The sequence below is a fragment of the Escherichia sp. 20412-1 genome, assembly GCF_003027595.1.
Taxonomy (GTDB): Bacteria; Pseudomonadota; Gammaproteobacteria; order Enterobacterales; family Enterobacteriaceae; genus Escherichia; species Escherichia marmotae.
This window is the reverse complement of record NZ_PYQM01000020.1, coordinates 61,386-81,568: the sequence shown is the minus strand read 5'-3', so window position 1 is coordinate 81,568 and position 20,183 is coordinate 61,386. Positions and strand designations below refer to the sequence as shown.

Annotated in this window: 16 protein-coding genes; 7 read left to right on the top strand and 9 right to left on the bottom strand. The window is 51.9% G+C overall.

Going from position 1 to position 20,183, the window contains the following annotated elements; translation table 11 throughout:
• Positions 1-150: 150 nt before the first annotated feature.
• Both opgE and mntS read right to left on the bottom strand, forming a co-directional pair.
• A complete protein-coding gene (gene opgE, locus C7B16_RS14775; protein ID WP_001054649.1) occupies positions 151-1,734 on the bottom strand; it encodes a phosphoethanolamine transferase in 1,584 nt (527 codons plus the stop codon).
• 267 nt (positions 1,735-2,001) lie between these two features.
• Positions 2,002-2,130 carry a manganase accumulation protein MntS gene (gene mntS / locus C7B16_RS14770; RefSeq protein WP_001001759.1) on the bottom strand — a complete coding sequence of 43 codons (129 nt, stop codon included), beginning with the start codon at positions 2,128-2,130 and terminating at the stop codon, positions 2,002-2,004.
• Positions 2,131-2,315: 185 nt separating this feature from the next.
• On the opposite strand from mntS, the gene mntR reads away from it, so the two are divergent.
• Both mntR and C7B16_RS14760 read left to right on the top strand, forming a co-directional pair.
• Entirely contained in the window at positions 2,316-2,783 is a 468-nt protein-coding gene (mntR, locus tag C7B16_RS14765) for a manganese-binding transcriptional regulator MntR (protein WP_000091026.1), read from the top strand.
• The gene (locus tag C7B16_RS14760) at positions 2,780-3,898 is read left to right on the top strand and encodes an anion transporter (protein WP_107179859.1); all 1,119 of its coding nucleotides are present in this window, start codon (positions 2,780-2,782) and stop codon (positions 3,896-3,898) included. The genes mntR and C7B16_RS14760 overlap by 4 nt, the downstream gene beginning before the upstream one ends.
• A gap of 57 nt (positions 3,899-3,955) precedes the next feature.
• Here the strand turns inward: C7B16_RS14760 and ldtB are convergent, their stop codons facing one another.
• Positions 3,956-4,876 (bottom strand): L,D-transpeptidase, encoded by a 921-nt coding sequence (gene ldtB, locus C7B16_RS14755; protein WP_001056379.1) that lies wholly within the window; start codon positions 4,874-4,876, stop codon positions 3,956-3,958.
• Between the two features lie 218 nt (positions 4,877-5,094).
• On the opposite strand from ldtB, the gene C7B16_RS14750 reads away from it, so the two are divergent.
• Positions 5,095-6,687 (top strand): ABC-F family ATPase, encoded by a 1,593-nt coding sequence (locus C7B16_RS14750; protein ID WP_000961451.1) that lies wholly within the window; start codon positions 5,095-5,097, stop codon positions 6,685-6,687.
• A 221-nt stretch (positions 6,688-6,908) separates the two neighbouring features.
• Here C7B16_RS14750 and C7B16_RS14745 read toward each other — a convergent pair whose 3' ends face one another.
• The 4 genes from C7B16_RS14745 to C7B16_RS14730 form a co-directional block, all read right to left on the bottom strand.
• Positions 6,909-8,168: a DUF1479 domain-containing protein gene (locus C7B16_RS14745; protein ID WP_000144645.1), complete on the bottom strand. Its 1,260-nt coding sequence runs from the start codon at positions 8,166-8,168 to the stop codon at positions 6,909-6,911.
• A 150-nt stretch (positions 8,169-8,318) separates the two neighbouring features.
• Positions 8,319-9,134: a sugar-phosphatase YbiV gene (gene ybiV, locus C7B16_RS14740; protein WP_016248513.1), complete on the bottom strand. Its 816-nt coding sequence runs from the start codon at positions 9,132-9,134 to the stop codon at positions 8,319-8,321.
• 145 nt (positions 9,135-9,279) lie between these two features.
• Positions 9,280-11,712 (bottom strand): glycyl radical protein, encoded by a 2,433-nt coding sequence (locus tag C7B16_RS14735; protein WP_107179858.1) that lies wholly within the window; start codon positions 11,710-11,712, stop codon positions 9,280-9,282.
• Between the two features lie 5 nt (positions 11,713-11,717).
• A complete protein-coding gene (locus tag C7B16_RS14730) occupies positions 11,718-12,617 on the bottom strand; it encodes a glycyl-radical enzyme activating protein (RefSeq protein ID WP_001516054.1) in 900 nt (299 codons plus the stop codon).
• 128 nt (positions 12,618-12,745) lie between these two features.
• Here C7B16_RS14730 and fsa point away from each other — a divergent pair, with 128 nt between their 5' ends.
• A complete protein-coding gene (gene fsa, locus C7B16_RS14725; RefSeq protein ID WP_105224615.1) occupies positions 12,746-13,408 on the top strand; it encodes a fructose-6-phosphate aldolase in 663 nt (220 codons plus the stop codon).
• 187 nt (positions 13,409-13,595) lie between these two features.
• Here fsa and moeB read toward each other — a convergent pair whose 3' ends face one another.
• A complete protein-coding gene (gene moeB / locus C7B16_RS14720) occupies positions 13,596-14,345 on the bottom strand; it encodes a molybdopterin-synthase adenylyltransferase MoeB (RefSeq protein ID WP_038355203.1) in 750 nt (249 codons plus the stop codon).
• Positions 14,345-15,580, bottom strand: a complete 1,236-nt coding sequence (gene moeA / locus C7B16_RS14715; protein WP_016248515.1) for a molybdopterin molybdotransferase MoeA — start codon at positions 15,578-15,580, stop codon at positions 14,345-14,347. The genes moeB and moeA overlap by 1 nt, the downstream gene beginning before the upstream one ends.
• Before the next feature lie 204 nt (positions 15,581-15,784).
• Between moeA and iaaA the strand changes: the two genes are divergently transcribed.
• The 3 genes from iaaA to gsiB are packed head-to-tail and all read left to right on the top strand — an operon-like array spanning position 15,785 to position 20,166.
• A complete protein-coding gene (gene iaaA / locus C7B16_RS14710) occupies positions 15,785-16,750 on the top strand; it encodes a beta-aspartyl-peptidase (RefSeq protein WP_107179857.1) in 966 nt (321 codons plus the stop codon).
• Positions 16,737-18,608: a glutathione ABC transporter ATP-binding protein GsiA gene (gene gsiA / locus C7B16_RS14705; RefSeq protein WP_016248517.1), complete on the top strand. Its 1,872-nt coding sequence runs from the start codon at positions 16,737-16,739 to the stop codon at positions 18,606-18,608. Before iaaA ends, gsiA begins: the two co-directional genes overlap by 14 nt.
• 19 nt (positions 18,609-18,627) lie before the next feature.
• Positions 18,628-20,166, top strand: a complete 1,539-nt coding sequence (gsiB, locus tag C7B16_RS14700) for a glutathione ABC transporter substrate-binding protein GsiB (RefSeq protein WP_001516057.1) — start codon at positions 18,628-18,630, stop codon at positions 20,164-20,166.
• Positions 20,167-20,183 lie beyond the last annotated feature (17 nt).

Genomic DNA, 20,183 nt, shown 5'->3' with positions numbered 1-20,183 from the left:
ATCGTAACGGGATACCAGATCAAGGGCCTGTCCAATGTGCATAAAAAAATCCGGAAACGAGTGAGCGTTTCCGGATTCTTACACAGCCACTGGATCGGTCAACTGATCCTTAACTGATCGGCATTACCTCTCGGGGCGGATTTTTTTGTCTCAAGATTTGGGATCGAATATATCGGTTCCGAGATGGTTGTAATCCACCTTCTGTAACTGGAAGTTTGTGATGTATATCGGCCCGGCTTTCTTTTCAGAAATAAACGGGTATTTGATGTTAATTTCCTTCGCTTTTATCCCCGTCCACTGTGAGAAAAAGCCTAAGAAGTCATTGGCTGAACGGCGTGCTTTAATTACCCGATGCGCTTTATCGTCGCTTGAAATGACCATAAAAGGCACCTGGAAATTTTGCTGATATTTATCGTCGTGAGCCAGATACTGGACTTCTTTACCGCGTTCCTTAAAGGCCAGACCGTGGTCAGAAAAGTAAACCATAGAGAAACTGTTACCGCTGTTGCGTAACTGGTCATAAAGTTTGCGCAGTAAGTCGTCCGTTTGCGTCATGGTGTAGAGATAGCATGACGTTTCTTTCGATTGTACGAAGGTTTCGTATTTGCCTTGTGTCCGGTCGCAGGCCTGCGGATGTGAGCCCATCAGATGTAAAACAATCAGTTGCGGTTGCGAGTGTTCTTCCGCCAACACCTGAGCGGTCATTTGCAGCAACGCTTCGTCTTTGGTGTTCTTATCGGCTTCAAAATTCCCTTCTTTCAGGAAGTACACTTCATCCGCACGTTTGGCGATGCTGGCGATGGCGGTATCGTATTCACCAATTTGTCCCTGATTGGAAAACCACCATGTCTGAAAACCCGCGCGGTTGGCAAGGGTGACAAAGTTATCCTGAAACTGTGGCTTGCCATCGACCACGCGGTTAAGCGTTAAGCCGAGCGATTTTTGCGTGGAACCACTGGCGGCAATGTAATCGGCAAAAATCAGGCCGTTAACGCTGCTGGCAAACGGGGTGTTGTTCCAGTGGCCGCCAAAGGCACCAAGCGCGTCGCGCCGCGCACTTTCACCGATCACCACCACATAAGTGTGGTATTTCGGCTTAACTGCCGTAATCGTCCAGGTGTCTTTCATCCCGGAAAGTTTCGCCATCCGTTCTTGCTCTTCAATTACCTCGTTATTGTTAACGATGACATCCTTAGCAAAACGAAATACCGGATAGCCAGTATCTTTCAGTTTAAATACGCCGCCCCAGGCCAGGTTTTGAACCGGAGCGACAAAAAATGTCGCCACGCTGAATACCAGGCACAGGCTGTCGAATTTATTCCAGCGCGCTTTTTCACTCTCTTTTTTTCGCCGGACAGCAATCACGCCGAGCGCAAAAATAAATAAGCCGACCAGATAGCTGTACCACGGAAAAATCGTCAGGATTTCAGTCGACTCTTCCATATTTGTGGAGTGCAATGCCAGCAATGTATTGAAGTTAGGCGCGCCGTAGGCCTGAGCAAAGGGGAAATAACAAGCTGCCACTAACGAACTGACGCCGATCAGGACTTTTTGCACGCGAGGCAATGTCCGCCATAGCAAAAGCAAAATAGCCGTAAACGCGGCGGTGTAGAGCAAACTGAAGGGATAGCCTAAGCCGAGATTAATTAATAGCGACTGTAAAAAGTAGAACGCAGTCCACGGGCTAAATACCCGGCTACGGGTAACAAGCGATTCTTTGAGGGTTAAATTCATATGCCACTATCGTAACAAACGCCATGTGCTCACCCTGGCGTCAAGGGTCAATACCTGCAAGAGTGCGAGAAGAGAGTGGAGTGGTCCGCATCCGCGAGCCGCAATATACGCAGGGCTGCAAGAAGATAGAGCGAGCCGCCGCTCAGGTCAACTACTGACGAAAAAATCTTTTGCGAAGAGGATAGCAAATCCGACAAAAAGTGGGGTTTTTCAAGCCAAACAATGTTTCTGCTAAAAGCTGGAGTGAAGCGGCGTACCGCGACGCCGCTATTTATTGGAGGGTTTATCTTGCTGCGGTTTGTTGTTGACCATATCGCACAACATCGAGAGCAGCATTAACCGCACTTTAAAGGGGGAGTAACTAAACACGCGTATACACCTCTTGAACTCATTCATAAGACCTCCTGACTTGCTAATCCCGTCGATCCATGAGGGATGATTGCATTACATACAGATATAGCACAGGCTATATTATATAGCTATTGCTAAAACGTTAAATTTTTGTGCCTTCACAACTCTGGTTTACAATGTGCGCACGAAATGAGAGCGCTATATATGTGTCACCATAATGAGGAAGCACAATGAGTCGTCGCGCAGGTACGCCAACAGTAAAAAAAGTGACGCAGTTAGTGAACGTGGAAGAGCACGTTGAAGGGTTTCGCCAGGTCAGAGAGGCACATCGTCGCGAGCTTATCGACGATTACGTTGAGCTGATTTCTGATTTGATTAGAGAAGTGGGAGAAGCACGTCAGGTTGATATGGCCGCCCGTCTGGGCGTCTCTCAACCGACGGTGGCTAAAATGCTCAAGCGGCTGGCAACAATGGGGCTAATTGAAATGATCCCCTGGCGAGGCGTGTTTTTGACTGCGGAAGGGGAAAAGCTGGCGCAGGAAAGCCGTGAGCGGCATCAGATTGTCGAAAATTTCTTGCTGGTGTTGGGCGTCAGCCCGGAAATCGCCCGTCGTGACGCGGAGGGTATGGAACACCATGTCAGTGAAGAGACGCTGGACGCCTTTCGTTTGTTTACCCAGAAACACGGTGCCAAATGAGCCTGCCTTTTTTACGCACGCTACAAGGCGATCGCTTTTTTCAGTTATTAATTCTTGTTGGCATCGGATTAAGTTTTTTCGTTCCTTTCGCACCAAAGTCCTGGCCTGGCGCTATCGACTGGCACACCATCATCACCTTAAGTGGCCTGATGCTGCTGACCAAAGGTGTGGAGTTAAGCGGTTATTTTGATGTGCTGGGGCGTAAAATGGTGCACCGTTTTGCCACTGAACGTCGACTGGCAATGTTTATGGTGCTGGCGGCGGCGCTACTTTCTACGTTTCTGACCAACGATGTTGCGCTGTTCATTGTTGTTCCGCTGACCATTACGCTAAAGAGACTGTGTGAGATCCCGGTTAATCGGTTGATTATATTCGAGGCGCTGGCGGTGAATGCCGGATCGCTGCTGACGCCGATAGGCAACCCGCAAAATATTCTTATCTGGGGACGCTCTGGCCTTTCGTTCGCCGGTTTTATTGCACAAATGGCACCGCTGGCTGGCGTGATGATGCTGACACTATTGCTGCTGTGCTGGTGTTGTTTCCCTGGAAGGGCGTTGCAGTATCATACTGGTACGCAAACGCCGGAGTGGAAGCCGCGACTGGTGTGGAGTTGTCTGGGACTGTATATCGTTTTTCTTACGGCGCTTGAGTTGAAACAAGAGCTATGGGGGCTGGTGATTGTAGCAGCGGGATTTGCGCTGCTGGCACGTCGCGTGGTGTTGAGTGTGGACTGGACGCTGCTGCTGGTGTTTATGGCGATGTTTATCGACGTCCATTTGCTGACCCAACTTCCAGCTTTACAGGGCGTGTTGAGTCACGTGAGTCATTTATCCGAACCCGGATTATGGCTAACGGCAATTGGTTTATCGCAGGTGATCAGTAATGTGCCGGGCACAATTTTGCTGCTGAACTATGTGCCGCCGTCGTTGTTACTGGCCTGGGCGGTAAATGTCGGGGGTTTTGGTTTGTTACCGGGATCGCTGGCAAATTTGATTGCACTGCGTATGGCGAACGATCGTCGTATCTGGTGGCGTTTCCATCTCTATTCGATACCAATGCTGTTGTGGGCGGCGCTGGTAGGATACGTTTTGTTAGTTATGCTCCCGGTTGGATAAGCGCTGGAAAATAAAAAAGGCGGATTATCAGTCCGCCTTTTGCTTAAGTTTTGAAGATTAATTCAGACGAACTGGCATCCCGGAACGGTTTTGAATAGCCTGGTCCAGAACCGCCTGATCAACATCTGGCTGACCGGTCACGGTCTGTACGCTCTTCGTCAGGGTAATTGGTACAATTTCCTGACCTTCAAACTGAGCTTCGGTCGTAGACAGCGGGTTATGGACTTCAATATAACGGCTGCCGTCTGGCTCGGTGGTCGCTTTCACTGGTTCATCAATAAACTGTACGCGCGTACCAACAGGCACTTTCTCGAACAGGAATTTGATATCTTCGTTACGCAGACGCACACAACCGTGGCTTACACGCAGGCCGATACCAAAGTTGGCGTTGGTGCCGTGGATAGCGTACAGGCGACCGATGTACAGAGCGTACAGCCCCATTGGGTTATCCGGACCAGCCGGAACAACAGCCGGAAGCGGTTCGCCTGCAGCACGGTATTCCGCATGCATTTTGGCGGTCGGTGTCCAGGTCGGGCCGGCTTTCTTACGTTCTACTTTGGTGGTCCAGTTGATAGGCGTGTCTTTACCTAACTGACCAATCCCGATCGGCAGCACGATAACGGTGTTAGTCCCTTTCGGATAGTAATACAGACGCATCTCTGCGCTGTTAATTACAATACCTTCATGAACCGTATCTGGCAGGATCAGTTGCTGCGGAATGTTCAAGACGGTGCCGCCTTTCGGCAGGAAGGTATCCACACCAGGGTTCGCTTCCATCATATTGGAAAGCCCCATCTGATACTCGGCCGCAAAATACTCCAGCGGCTGGGTATTGCCTTCTGGAATGGTGATCACCTGATTCTGACCAACCAGGCGACTCCCGTCGGTTGGCAGAGGATAAGTTACCGCTGACGCGGTACTGCAAAAGCCGACAACAGCGAAGGCCGCTGCGAATAACGTTTTCAATTTCATATTCATGTTAAGCGAGATTTCGTGCCTGGCAGGCCATTAGGTTGAGAATATTAGAGTATTGGAAGCGCATTATATGTTCATTCCTGCTAACAGTGAAATCAGATGTGTACGAAATCACATTTTTTGCCTTTGGGAAGAGTGTAGACCTTAAGCGGCGAGCGGGATCTTCTTTCAGACTTATGGCATAATACGCGGTTTGTCATATCTCTTTTCAGGATACGCCTGTGTTAGTTTCCAGTAACGTCACCATGCAGTTCGGCAGTAAGCCGTTGTTTGAAAACATTTCCGTCAAATTTGGCGGCGGCAACCGTTACGGCCTGATTGGCGCGAACGGTAGTGGTAAATCCACCTTTATGAAGATCCTCGGCGGCGACTTAGAGCCGACGCTGGGCAACGTTTCCCTCGATCCCAACGAGCGCATTGGTAAACTGCGCCAGGATCAATTTGCCTTTGAAGAGTTCACCGTGCTGGATACGGTGATCATGGGGCATAAAGAGTTGTGGGAAGTGAAACAGGAGCGCGACCGCATCTATGCTTTGCCGGAAATGAGCGAAGAAGATGGCTACAAAGTTGCCGATCTGGAAGTGAAATACGGCGAAATGGACGGTTACTCTGCGGAAGCACGCGCCGGTGAGCTGCTGCTTGGCGTGGGTATTCCAGTGGAGCAACACTACGGTCCAATGAGCGAAGTGGCTCCAGGCTGGAAACTGCGTGTGTTGCTGGCGCAGGCGCTGTTTGCCGATCCTGATATTCTCCTGCTCGACGAACCAACCAACAACCTGGACATTGATACCATTCGTTGGCTGGAGCAGGTGCTGAACGAGCGTGACAGCACCATGATCATCATTTCGCACGACCGTCACTTCCTCAATATGGTCTGTACGCACATGGCGGATTTGGATTACGGTGAGCTGCGCGTTTATCCGGGTAACTACGATGAGTACATGACGGCGGCGACCCAGGCACGCGAACGCCTGCTGGCTGATAACGCCAAGAAGAAAGCGCAGATTGCCGAGTTGCAGTCCTTTGTAAGCCGCTTTAGCGCCAACGCGTCGAAATCTCGTCAGGCGACTTCACGTGCGCGTCAGATTGATAAAATCAAACTGGAAGAGGTGAAAGCCTCCAGCCGTCAGAACCCGTTCATTCGTTTTGAGCAGGATAAGAAGCTGTTCCGTAATGCGCTGGAAGTAGAAGGCCTGACTAAAGGGTTTGATAACGGTCCGCTGTTTAAAAATATCAACCTGCTGCTGGAAGTGGGTGAAAAGCTGGCAGTACTCGGCACCAATGGCGTCGGTAAATCGACCCTGCTGAAAACGCTGGTAGGGGATCTGGAACCGGACAATGGTACTGTAAAATGGTCAGAAAATGCGCGTATTGGTTACTACGCACAGGATCATGAATATGAGTTCGATAATGATCTGACCGTGTTTGAATGGATGAGCCAGTGGAAGCAGGAAGGCGATGACGAGCAGGCGGTACGCAGCATTCTCGGTCGTTTGTTGTTCAGCCAGGACGACATCAAAAAGCCTGCTAAAGTACTTTCCGGTGGTGAAAAAGGCCGTATGTTGTTTGGTAAGTTAATGATGCAGAAACCGAATATTCTGATCATGGACGAACCGACCAACCACCTGGATATGGAATCCATCGAGTCGCTGAACATGGCACTGGAACTGTATCAGGGCACGCTGATCTTTGTTTCTCACGACCGTGAGTTCGTAAGCTCCCTGGCGACCCGTATTCTGGAAATCACTCCGGAACGCGTGATCGACTTTAGCGGCAACTACGAAGATTATCTGCGTAGCAGAGGGATCGAGTAAGTTATTGCCCGTCACCCCGATACAGTCGGGGTGACGGCGGCTGAGGACAAACGCAAGATTGCCTGATGCGCTACGCTTATAAGGCCTACGCAGTCCCTGCAATATATTGAATCTGCAAGATTTTGTAGGTCGCATCCGGCATTAACAAAGCGCACGTTGTCAGCTCTCTGAGTAACATCGAACCGACTTCCTTAACCTCACTTCCACTAATCTATCAACTTTCACACGTCCATGCCCAGCGCGCGTTTACCGTGAACGTTCAGATCCTCCAGCGTAAAGCGGCCTTCCCAGTTTGCTTCATAATCTTCACGTGGGAAGTCACCCGGCGAGACGCCTTTTTCCAGTGCCTTTCTGACCTTGTGCGCATAAGCCCGGTTTTTCTCGCACATCGGCGCGGCGGGAATATACATCACGTTCCCCCAGCCTTGTTGATTGTCTACCGGCGCGACGGAGTGAATCACATCGCAGTGCCACCAGACGGAATCCCCCGCTGTTATTGCCGGAATTGACGTGAGTGCTTTTATCAACAATGGGTGCCATTTCTCTGAAATTGGCAGAACCTTACCAGGCGCGACACCGCACAGCTCGTCGTCCGGTACGTCATCCAGTAACGGACGCAGTAAAACGTATGCCATCGCTTCCGGGATTGGCACCACATGTAATAATCCCTGGCCAGGCAACATATCGGAGAGCGCCGTCCAGCCCTGAAACGTGCGGAACACCGAACATTTGGTGGTGTTATCTACGGTGTATTCTTCTACATCGGTACGATGCGCAGCATCCCACGGATCATAATCATCAAAATTACCGTTGAAAACATTGGCAAAAACGCGCTGATAAGCGGGTAATAACCAGCGTTCCAGAGCACCAGAATCGGTGTGTGCGCCCAGACCTTTGGACGTCGTGCCTGGTGGGCGACGGCGAATTCTGTCCGGATAAATCACGCTGACATCGGGATCAAACCATTGTTTGCCGTTGCTTTCAGATTTCCACAGGCGGTTAAGGAAAGATTGAACCGCAGACATATTGTCGCTCTGTCGCGCTTGCATCTGCGCCTGTGACCAGTAAATGGGATAGATTTCGGGGCGAGAAGCCTCCAGCGAACCGAAAAAACTGTCGCCAGGACCTCTATACACATCATCAAAGTGATTGGCATCAAGGTAGTCGAGCATTGCGCGATCCCACGCCAGCGCCTGCTCACGAGGGAAATGGCCTTTTATTACCGCACAACCGCGGCGCTTAATTTCATTGCGAGTGACATTGTTTACTGTACCGGCTGCAATATCCCTATAAGAGATCTCCGGCCAAACCGGCAATCCTTGTGCTTTCAGGGCATCTATTTCTGCTACACGCGCTTCGATTTTTGCTGAGAGTTTATCGAAGACATGTTGCACATCACCGATCTGCTGTCGCAGCTCCGCTTTCATCTTACGGATAGCCGCTTTCGTATCTGTTGGCAGTGTCTCACAGGTAAAAGTCATATCAACCTCGCATCTTTCATTCGAAAGTAAAAATGATTACGATTGATACTTTAAGTTAAAAATAAGTTAACGCAAGATAAAAATCTTGAGTCACTGCACAAAGCGAGAAAAAAGAGAGAGGCCGGAGGGGGCGCTCCGGCCAGGGGAAGATTACTTATTGAAAGGATCTGTGTTATCCAGCACCGCCTGAATCACATTCAGCGCGCCGTCATGATTATTATCATCGGTAGTGTAACGGGCGATGTGTTTAATGTTTTCCGCTGCATTGCCCATCGCAAAAGAATAACGCGCCATTTTCAGCATCTCTGCGTCGTTACCGCTGTCGCCAATTGCCACCACATTTTGCGGCGACAGATCCCAGCGTTTCAGTAACCGTGAAATGCCGTTCGCTTTATGCAGGCCGGGAATAATCAGGTCGATAAACCCAAAGCCACTGGTAACGGGTTTCATTATGCCGTCGAGCGCAACGTGCAGTTTGTCAACTACCAGCGGGATCTGCTCATCCGGCAGGTTAAGTGAAAACTTGAACAGAACATCATCAATGTCCTGATAATCTTTTACCGGTTTCAGGCGATGGTAGTGTTTTGCCATCAATGCAACGAATGATTCAGGGGCATTTTCACTGATGTATGCACTTTGCAGACCGCAGGCAACAAAATTGAGCTGTTTATCTTTCAGTAGTTCACCAATGACAATTCGAGATTCATGCGGGGTCAGTTCGCCGTGGAACAACTGCTTGCCATGTTCGTAGACCAGCGCGCCATTTTCCGCGACAAAAGAGATCTCATTCTTTAGCTCAGGAAAGAAGGAAATGAGCTGGTAATACTGGTTACCGCTGGCGACAACGAACTCGATGCCGCGCTTTTTCAGCTCCTGATATTGCGCCATAAAACGTGCCCGATTGTACGTTTTGGCATCGTTAAGAAAAGTACCGTCCATGTCTGTGACGATAACTTTTACGCTCATATGTGTGCTCCTGGCTCAAAAATGAAACCGTAACAGTGTAATAACAATGTGACGTGGAGCACAAATTATATTTCGAATGAAAGTAAGGGAGAATTGATTATGTGAATGATTTAGCCCGGTAACGACGGCTACCGGGCGGAGAGGACTACAGCATATGTTCGGTACGGGCGATGATATCGTCCTGAGCGTCAGGAGAGAGCGCGGTGAAGAAGGCGGAATAGCCTGCTACACGTACCACCAGATCTCGATACTGATCAGGATGTTTTTTTGCTTCCAGCAGTGTTTCGCGGGAAACGATGTTGTACTGAATATGCCAGCCTTTATGCACTTCGAAGAAGGTACGCAGCAGAACCATCAGCTTCTGCTTGTCGGACTCGTTCTCCAGTGTCGCCGGATTCAGTTTCTGGTTGAGCAGTACACCACCGAGAATCGACGCCGTAGGCAGTTTACCTACCGAACCAATCACCGCCGTTGGGCCGAGGTGGTCGGTGCCGGAGGCCGGGCTTGCACCTTCCGCCAGAGGTGTATGTGCTTTACGCCCATCCGGTGTCGCCATCGTCTGTGCACCAAACGGTACGTTCGCGGAGATAGACGACGTACCTGCGTAATAGTTACCGCCAACCGGGCCACGACCGTAGCGCGGATTATGGTACTGCTTCAGTTCATCGATATAGGTCTGATAAGCGCGAGCCAGCAGTGTATCGACGGTATCATCGTCGTTGCCGTACTTCGGCGCGCCATTAATCAGACGCTGACGCAGTTGCTCGTGAGTCAGCCCTTCAAAGTCATCCGCCAGCGCGGCAGCAAGCTGTTGCTGACCAATCGCGCCTTGTTCAAACACCAGTTTTTTCACAGCGGCCAGGCTGTTACCCAGGTTGGCAATACCGACCTGTAAGCCAGAAACCCAGTCATATTTCGCGCCGCCTTGCTTAATACTTTTCGCTCGCTCAATGCAGTCATCCACCAGCGCCGAGCAGAGAATATCGTGTACGTTCTCTTCCAGCATGGTGTCGACGACATATTCGATTTCGATCGATTTGCGCGTGTAGTAACGGATTTGTGTATCCCACGCGTCCATGACTTCATCGAAGTTGTTGAAGTTACCCGCTGACAACGCTTTTTCTTGTGGCAGGAACACTTTGCCGCTGGTGGCATCACGACCACCTTCCAGCGCCGCCAGCATTACGCGGGCGAAGTTGATAAAGCTCATGCCGGTGCAGCGATAGCCCCATTTGCCGCCGACGGCAGTTTCGATACAGCCAATTGCCGCGTAATCGTAAGCGTCCTTCGGTTCAATACCGAGTTTAATAAATTCCGGGATCACGATTTCATCGTTGTTAAATGCCGGCATCCCGAAGCCACAGCGGATCACTTGCACGCAGGCATCGAGGAAATCGTTACTCATTCCCGCGTGGTAACGCACGCTGAGGTTAGGCTGAGTTGAACGCAGGCGACCACAGGATTCGAGGATTGCGTAGGAGAGCGGATTCACCGCATCCATCGGCTGACCATCAACCAGGTTTTGCCCACCGATGGTGACGTTCTGATACAGCGGGCTACCGGCAGAGGCTTTGGAGTGCGAACCGGAGCGGATTTTGTTCACTTCCAGCAACTTCAGCCAGCAGCTATGCAGCATCTCAATGGCGTGTTCACGATCCAGCGTCTGGTTGAGTTCAACGTCGCGACGATAGTACGGATAGAGATACTGATCCATACGACCAAACGATACCGAGTGACCGTTGGATTCGATCTGCAAAATCAACTGGATGAAATAGCATAATTGCAGCGCTTGCCAGAAAGTCTGCGGTGGCTGGTGGGCGATGAGATCGCAGTTTTCGGCCATTGCCAGCAGTTCATCGCGACGGCTTTCGCGGGTTTCGGTGGCTGCCATTTCACGCGCCAGGGCGGCGAAACGTTCAATGTGTTCACTGACTGCCACCAGCACGATATCAATGGCTTTCAGGAATTGCTCGCCGTGCAAATCTTCCAGTACCGTCAGGTTAATACGCGAGCGGCGCTCCGCCACTTTTTCGCGCAGACCATCAAGCCCTTTTTCCAGCAGCAGCGGGAAATTGACCGCCAGGTGCGCATCGCCGGAGGTCATATTGCCTTCCGCTTTAATGATGCCGGTTGCCAGCAGGCCTTTTTGCTCATCGGTAAACATGCCATAGCAGCGATCCTGTACGGTTTGACCGCGCCACCACGGGCAGACTTCATGTAGAACACGTTTGTTCTCTTCGCTCACCGCAAAACCAGCGCCGGGACGATCCGCCAGATCATCAATCTCTTTTTCGATCCACGACACGGTATATTCCGGGAAGATCGGCGCGGCGCGGACTTCGCTTGCCTGGTTGCCGATGATCAACTCATCGTGTTTGATCCAGATGGTGCGATTAGCCAGGTGATGCGCCAGCGCCAGCGCGCGACGAACCGGGATTGGCTTATCGAGATGTTGTTGATACATCTCGGTATAGTGCTGTGCGCGCTCGGTACAAACCGGTGGTTTCACAATATGTACCAGCGCATTTTTGTGCGCTTTAATGTGGTCGCTGAGCGTATCCAGTTTCAGTGTTGTCATGATTGTTATCCTCGTAAGGTCGCGGTTAACCCTTTCTGGCAGGCATACTGCTGGGCAAAGTCGAGCAGTTCTGGCGCATCAAGCGGTTTTTCCGGGGCGTCATAGGGCAGATTAAGTAAGTGATATTTGTTGATGCCCAGCGTGTGGTAGGGCAGGAAATGAATTTCACCAACCTGTAGTTCATCGGCGGCAAAATCGGTAATGGCTTTCACTGCGGTTTCATCGGCATTAAAGCCCTGAATCAGCGGTACGCGGATGATGATTTTTTTCCCTGCCGCCGCAAGTTTTTTCAGGTTATCCAACACTCTGGCGGCGTTACCGTCGGTCCATTGTTTAAACGGTGCGTCGGCAACGTGTTTTAAATCGGCAAGAAACAGATCGATATAAGGCAGGGAAGGCGCGATATATTTCCACGGCACATGCAGACAGGTTTCCACAGCGGTATGAATACCGGCTTCGTGGCTGGCTTGCAGTAACGCCGCCGCCATTTCCGGCTGCATAAACGGCTCCCCGCCAGAAAGCGTTAAACCGCCGCCGCTGCGATCGTAAAACGGTTTGTCGCGCAGGACGGTCGCCATGATCTCCTCAACGTTTTTTGTTTCACCGCATACGGTCAGTGCCTGAGTTGGGCAGCAGTCGGTCAGCGCGCTCAGATGCTCAGGCGTTAACTTTTCACGATGGATAAGTAAACCATTCAGCGCTCGCTCAATCACTTCCGGGGCCGCCTTAGCGCACAGCTCGCAGCCTTCCAGGCACAGACGTGCGTCATACAGCAGATCCTGCGTGCGGGCGCGGCTTTCCGGGTTCTGACACCAGCGGCAGCCCAATGAGCAGCCTTTAAGAAAAACTACGGTGCGGATACCGGGACCGTCGTGGGTCGAGTAGCGTTGAATATTGAAGATCATAGATGCCCCTCTGTTTCGTTCAAACATTAAATAGCTTTCGAATGAAAGTTAAATTGATGTGCATCAACTGTTCAGAGGGTTTTTTCGTGATAGTCTGATTTCATACAAAAGTACATTTGAGGATGGCTATGGAACTGTATCTGGATACTTCAGACGTTGCTGCAGTGAAGGCGCTGGCGCGTGTTTTCCCGCTGGCGGGTGTGACCACTAACCCAAGCATTATCGCTGCAGGCAAAAAGCCGCTGGAGGTTGTGCTTCCGGAACTTCACGAAGCGATGGGGGGGCAGGGGCGTTTGTTTGCCCAGGTAATGGCTACCACCGCTGAAGGCATGTTGAACGATGCACGCAAACTGCGTTCTATTATTGCGGATATCGTGGTTAAAGTACCGGTGACCGCCGAGGGGCTGGCAGCCATCAAGATGTTAAAGACGGAAGGGATCCCAACGTTGGGCACGGCGGTGTATGGTGCGGCGCAAGGTCTGCTGTCAGCGCTGGCGGGTGCGGAATATGTTGCGCCTTACGTGAACCGTATTGATGCCCAGGGCGGAAGTGGTATTCAGACCGTGACCGATTTGCATCAGTTGCTGAAAATGCATGCACCACAGGCGAAAGTGCTGGCGGCGAGTTTCAAAACCCCGCGTCAGGCGCTGGACTGCTTACTGGCAGGATGTGAGTCAATCACGCTGCCGCTGGATGTTGCGCAGCAGATGATTAGCTATCCGGCGGTCGATGCCGCCGTGGCGAAGTTTGAGCAGGACTGGCAGGGGGCGTTTGGCCGGACGTCGATTTAACAGGACGTTCACCATCCTCAAAAATTGATTATGACGTGGCGGAGTGCACCGACGCTTGCCGCGTCTTATCAGGCCTGGAAATCTGCGCCCGAACCGTAGGCCAGATAAGGCGTTCGCGCCGCATCTGGCGTCTGGAGCAAATGCCCATGCGATGCCTGCCGCGTCTTATCAGGACTACAGGCGACAATTACTGTCCGCACACCTCACATCCAGGATTGCGCATCAGCTTCATTTCGCGAAACTGACAGGTCATCGCATCGTACATCACGATTTTCCCATTGGCAGGTTTGCCATAACCTGCCAGCAGTTTGATCGCTTCCATTGCCTGCAACGAACCAATTACGCCGATCAACGGAGCCATTACGCCTGCTTCCACGCAGGTTAACGCGTTTTCGCCAAACAGACGACTCAGGCAACGGTAGCACGGTTCACCATCCTGCCAGGTAAAGACGGTGATTTGACCTTCCATACGAATCGCCGCGCCAGAAACCAGCGGCACCTTTGCGGCAAAACAGCCCGCGTTAAGTTGATTACGCACCGTGACATTATCTGTACAGTCGAGCACCAGATTGTGTTTGGCAATCAACGCAGCAAGTTCAGCGTCGTCAAGCAGCGCATTCACCGGTGTAATCGCGATGTGAGGATTGATTCGCGCCAGTGCGTCACGGGCGGATTCAACCTTCGGTTGCCCGACCGTGGCATCACTGTGTAGTGTCTGACGTTGCAGATTCGAGAGCGAAACGGTGTCAAAGTCGAGCAACGTCAGGTTGCCGATGCCCGCACTTGCCAGATATTGCGATGCTGCACACCCCAGCCCGCCCAGGCCAACGACCAACACGCGAGAATCTTTCAGCGCTTCCTGACCGTCAAAATCAAAACCACGCAGGATGATTTGCCGGTTATAGCGCAGCATCTCCTGATCGCTGAGTTCCGCCATTACAAGCCCCCGAACAACGCGTTAAATGGCTCGACTTCTACCCATTCGCCCGCTTCTACATTTCCGCGATCGCGTTCCAGCACGATAAAACAGTTACCGAGACTAAAAGAACTAAAAATATGCGAACCCTGATGTCCGGTGGTCGACACTTCCAGTTCGCCGTTGGCGTTGCGTTGTAGCACGCCACGCTGGAAATCAAGACGTCCGGGGGATTTCTTCAGTCGAGATACTGTGCGTACGCGCTGACGCGCTGGCAGGCCGCTGGCGGTGTTGCCGCTTAATTTTGCCAGTAACGGTTGTACCAGTTGATAGAAAGTCAGCGTCGCAGAAACCGGGTTGCCCGGCAGGCCACAGAACCAGCTATTAGAGAGTTTGCCGAACGCAAACGGTTTGCCTGGTTTAATCGCCAGTTTCCAGAATGCGATTTCGCCCAGCTCTTCGAGAATGTTTTTGGTGTAATCCGCTTCACCAACCGAAACGCCGCCGGAACTGATCACCACATCCGCCTGACTGTCAGCTTCAATAAATGCCGCACGTAATGCGTTCGGGTCGTCACGGATAATCCCTAAGTTAATTACCTCGCAACCTAACTGTTCCAGCATCAGGTGCACGGCAAGACGGTTGGTATCGTAGATTTGACCATCACCCAGCGGCTGACCGGGTAACTGTAACTCATCACCCGTGGAAAATAGCGCCACACGCACTTTGCGAATCACCGGAACTTCGGCAATCCCCAACGAAGCAATCACGGGCAGTTCGGCAGTAGTCAGGCGAGTACCTGTCGGGAAAACAACTGCTCCCGCAGAGATATCCTCACCGCGTCGACGAATATTTTGCCCGCGACTTACTTCAGCGGTAAAACGTACGCCATTGTCCGTTTGTTCAGTCTGTTCCTGCATTACCACAGCTTCACAGCCTTCCGGCACCGGCGCGCCGGTCATAATACGAATACAGGTGCCAGCAGGCCACTCGCCATGATACGGCTGACCCGCAAACGACTTACCGGCGACGGGCAGTGGTTGACCGGAAGCGACATCGGCTAAACGAACCGCGTAGCCGTCCATTGCGGAGTTATCAAACCCAGGGACATCCAGCGGCGAAGTGACATCGCTTGCCAGAATGCGACCAAAACACTGTACCAGTGGCAGCGTTTCCTGGGGAGTCAGAGGGGTAACGCGAGAAAGCATCTCATTAAGCGCGGTGTCGAGCGGCATCAAACCGGTGGTAAATTCCATGAAAACACTCCTGCGGAGGCAAAATCGAATTTGCTTATTATGTCAGAAAAACGCCCCGGACTGTATGCCACCTCGGGCGTAGCGTGGGTTCCTGCCTTTACATGCCATATACATCTTTCTATATTCAAAAATTGAATGAGTAATTCATAAAAATTCTGATATTTATAGCAAAAGTGGCGAGCCACCCTTTAATGGACGAAAACTATGGGCAAAGCAGTCATTGCAATTCACGGTGGCGCAGGCGCAATTAGCCGCGCGCAGATGAGTCTGCAACAGGAATTACGCTACATTGAGGCGCTGTCTGCCATTGTTGAAACCGGGCAGAAAATGCTTGAAGCGGGCGAAAGTGCGCTGGATGTGGTAACAGAAGCTGTGCGCTTGCTGGAAGGGTGCCCACTATTTAACGCCGGTATTGGTGCTGTCTTCACCCGTGATGAAACTCATGAGCTGGATGCCTGTGTGATGGATGGTAACACCCTGAAAGCCGGTGCGGTCGCGGGCGTCAGTCATCTGCGCAATCCGATTCTTGCTGCCCGTCTGGTGATGGAGCAAAGCCCGCATGTGATGATGATTGGCGAAGGAGCGGAAAATTTTGCTTTTGCTCATGACATGGAACGCGTCTCGCCGGAGATTTTTTCCACGCCTTTGCGTTATGAACAACTGATGGCGGCGCGTGAGGAAGGGGAAATGATCCTCGACCATAGCGACGCACCGCTGGATGAAAAACAGAAAATGGGCACTGTGGGCGCTGTGGCGTTGGATCAATACGGCAACCTGGCGGCAGCCACGTCCACGGGGGGAATGACTAACAAATTACCCGGTCGGGTCGGTGACAGCCCGCTTGTCGGTGCCGGGTGCTACGCCAATAACGCCAGCGTGGCGGTTTCTTGTACCGGTACGGGCGAAGTCTTCATTCGTACGCTGGCGGCATATGACATCGCTGCGTTAATGGATTACGGCGGTTTAAGTCTCGCGGAAGCCTGCGAGCGGGTAGTGATGGAAAAACTCCCTGCGCTTGATGGCAGTGGTGGTTTAATCGCTATCGATCATGAAGGTAACGTCGCGTTACCGTTTAACACCGAAGGAATGTATCGCGCCTGGGGCTATGCAGGCGATACGCCAACCACCGGTATCTACCGTGAAAAAGGGGACACCGTTGCCACACAGTGATGAGCTTGATGCCGGTGATGTGCTGGCGGTTGAGAACCTCAATATTGCCTTTATACAAGACCTGCAGAAAATGGCTGCGGTTCGCGGCCTCTCTTTTAGTCTGCAACGCGGCGAGACGCTGGCGATTGTTGGCGAATCCGGTTCCGGCAAGTCAGTTACAGCACTGGCGTTGATGCGTCTGCTGGAACAGGCGGGCGGTTTGGTAAAGTGCGATAAAATGCTGTTGCGGCGGCGCAGCCATGAGGTGATTGAGCTTAGTACGCAGAGCTCCGGGCAAATGCAGCATATACGCGGCGCAGATATAGCGATGATTTTCCAGGAGCCGATGACGTCGCTAAACCCGGTATTTACTGTGGGTGAGCAGATTGCTGAGTCTATCCGTTTGCATCAAAACGCCAGTCGTGAAGAAGCGATGGTGGAGGCGAAGCGGATGCTGGATCAGGTTCGCATTCCGGAAGCTCAAACCATTCTTTCACGTTATCCCCATCAACTCTCCGGAGGGATGCGCCAGCGGGTCATGATCGCAATGGCACTGTCATGTCGCCCGGCGGTGCTGATTGCCGATGAGCCGACCACTGCGCTGGATGTCACCATCCAGGCGCAGATCCTGCAATTAATCAAAGTATTGCAAAAAGAGATGTCGATGGGCGTCATCTTTATCACTCACGATATGGGCGTGGTGGCAGAGATTGCCGATCGGGTGCTGGTGATGTATCAGGGCGAGGCGGTTGAAACGGGTAGCGTCGAACAGATATTTCATGCGCCGCAGCACCCCTATACTCGTGCACTGCTGGCTGCTGTTCCGCAGCTCGGCGCGATGAAAGGGCAAGATTATCCCCGTCGTTTTCCGCTGATATCACTTGAACATCCGGCTAAACAGGAAAGTCCTGTCGAACAGAAAACGGTGGTGGATGGCGAACCTGTTTTACAGGTGCGTAATCTGGTTACCCGTTTCCCTTTGCGTAGCGGGTTGTTGAATCGCGTAACGCGAGAAGTGCACGCCGTTGAGAAAGTCAGTTTTGATCTCAGGCCTGGTGAAACGCTGTCGCTGGTGGGCGAGTCTGGCAGCGGTAAATCCACTACCGGACGGGCGCTGTTGCGTCTGGTCGAATCGCAGAGCGGCGAAATTATCTTTAACGGTCAGCGAATCGATACTCTCTCGCCCGGTAAACTTCAGTCGTTGCGCCGCAATATCCAGTTTATTTTTCAGGATCCTTACGCCTCGCTGGATCCTCGCCAGACCATCGGTGATTCGATTATCGAACCGCTGCGCGTACACGGTTTATTGCAGGGTAAAGAAGCTGCTGCACGCGTTGCGTGGTTGCTGGAGCGCGTTGGCCTGTTACCTGAACACGCATGGCGTTACCCGCATGAGTTTTCTGGTGGTCAGCGTCAGCGCATCTGCATTGCCCGTGCGTTGGCGCTGAATCCGAAAGTGATTATTGCCGATGAAGCCGTGTCGGCGCTGGATGTTTCTATTCGCGGGCAAATTATCAACCTGTTGCTTGATCTTCAGCGTGATTTCGGTATCGCGTATCTATTTATCTCCCACGATATGGCAGTCGTGGAGCGGATCAGTCATCGCGTGGCGGTGATGTATCTCGGGCAAATCGTTGAGATTGGCCCACGGCGCGCGATATTTGAAAATCCGCAGCACCCTTATACGCGTAAATTACTGGCGGCAGTTCCGGTGGCGGAACCGTCCCGACTGCGACCACGGCGCGTACTGTTGTCGGACGATCTTCCCAGCAATATTCATCTGCGTGGCGAAGAGGTTGCCACCGTCTCGTTACAATGCGTCGGGCCGGGGCATTACGTCGCACAACCACAATCAGAATACGCATTCATGCGTAGATAACATTCAGGCGGAGAATAAAATGGCAAGAGCTGTACACCGTAGTGGGTTAGTGGCGCTGGGCATTGCCACAGCGTTGATGGCATCTTGTGCATTCGCTGCCAAAGATGTGGTTGTGGCGGTGGGGTCGAACTTCACCACGCTCGATCCGTATGACGCGAATGACACGTTATCGCAGGCTGTGGCGAAATCGTTTTATCAGGGGCTGTTCGGTCTGGATAAAGAGATGAAGCTGAAAAATGTGCTGGCAGAGAGTTATACCGTCTCTGATGACGGCCTCACTTACACCGTGAAATTGCGCGAAGGGATTAAGTTCCAGGACGGCACTGACTTCAACGCTGCGGCGGTAAAAGCGAATCTGGATCGAGCCAGCGATCCGGCGAATCATCTTAAACGCTATAACTTGTACAAAAATATTGCCAAAACTGAAGCGGTCGATCCGACAACGGTGAAGATTACGCTCAAACAGCCGTTTTCCGCGTTTATTAATATTCTCGCTCATCCGGCGACAGCAATGATTTCACCTGCGGCACTGGAAAAATATGGTAAAGAGATCGGCTTTCATCCGGTCGGAACCGGGCCGTATGCGCTGGATACCTGGAATCAGACCGATTTTGTGAAAGTGAAGAAATTTGCGGGTTACTGGCAGCCCGGTCTGCCCAAACTGGACAGCATTACCTGGCGTCCGGTGGCGGACAACAATACCCGGGCGGCAATGTTGCAAACCGGTGAAGCGCAGTTTGCTTTCCCTATTCCTTATGAACAAGCCGCGTTACTGGAGAAGAACAAAAATATCGAGCTGATGGCCAGTCCGTCGATTATGCAGCGTTATATCAGCATGAACGTGACGCAAAAGCCGTTCGATAATCCGAAAGTGCGTGAGGCGCTGAATTACGCCATCAACCGTCAGGCGCTGGTTAAGGTGGCATTTGCAGGATATGCAACGCCAGCTACCGGTGTTGTACCTCCGAGTATTGCCTACGCGCAAAGTTATCAACCGTGGCCTTACAATCCGGCTAAAGCACGTGAGTTACTGAAAGAGGCGGGGTATCCCAACGGTTTCAGTACCACGCTGTGGTCATCACATAACCACAGCACCGCGCAGAAAGTGCTGCAATTTACCCAGCAGCAGTTAGCGCAGGTAGGGATTAAAGCCCAGGTGACGGCGATGGATGCCGGACAACGGGCGGCGGAAGTGGAAGGAAAAGGGCAGAAAGAGAGCAATGTGCGGATGTTCTACACGGGGTGGTCGGCATCGACCGGCGAAGCTGACTGGGCGCTTTCGCCGCTGTTTGCTTCGCAGAACTGGCCACCGACGCTGTTTAATACCGCGTTTTACAGCAATAAGCAGGTGGATGAAGACCTTGCTCAGGCACTGAAAACCAACGATCCGGCGGAAAAGGCACGCTTGTATAAGGCGGCGCAGGATATCATCTGGCAAGAATCGCCGTGGATCCCGCTGGTGGTAGAAAAACTGGTGTCGGCACACAGTAAAAACCTGACCGGTTTTTGGATCATGCCAGATACAGGCTTTAGCTTTGAAGACGCGGATTTGCAATAAGCAACGCAGGGAGTGGA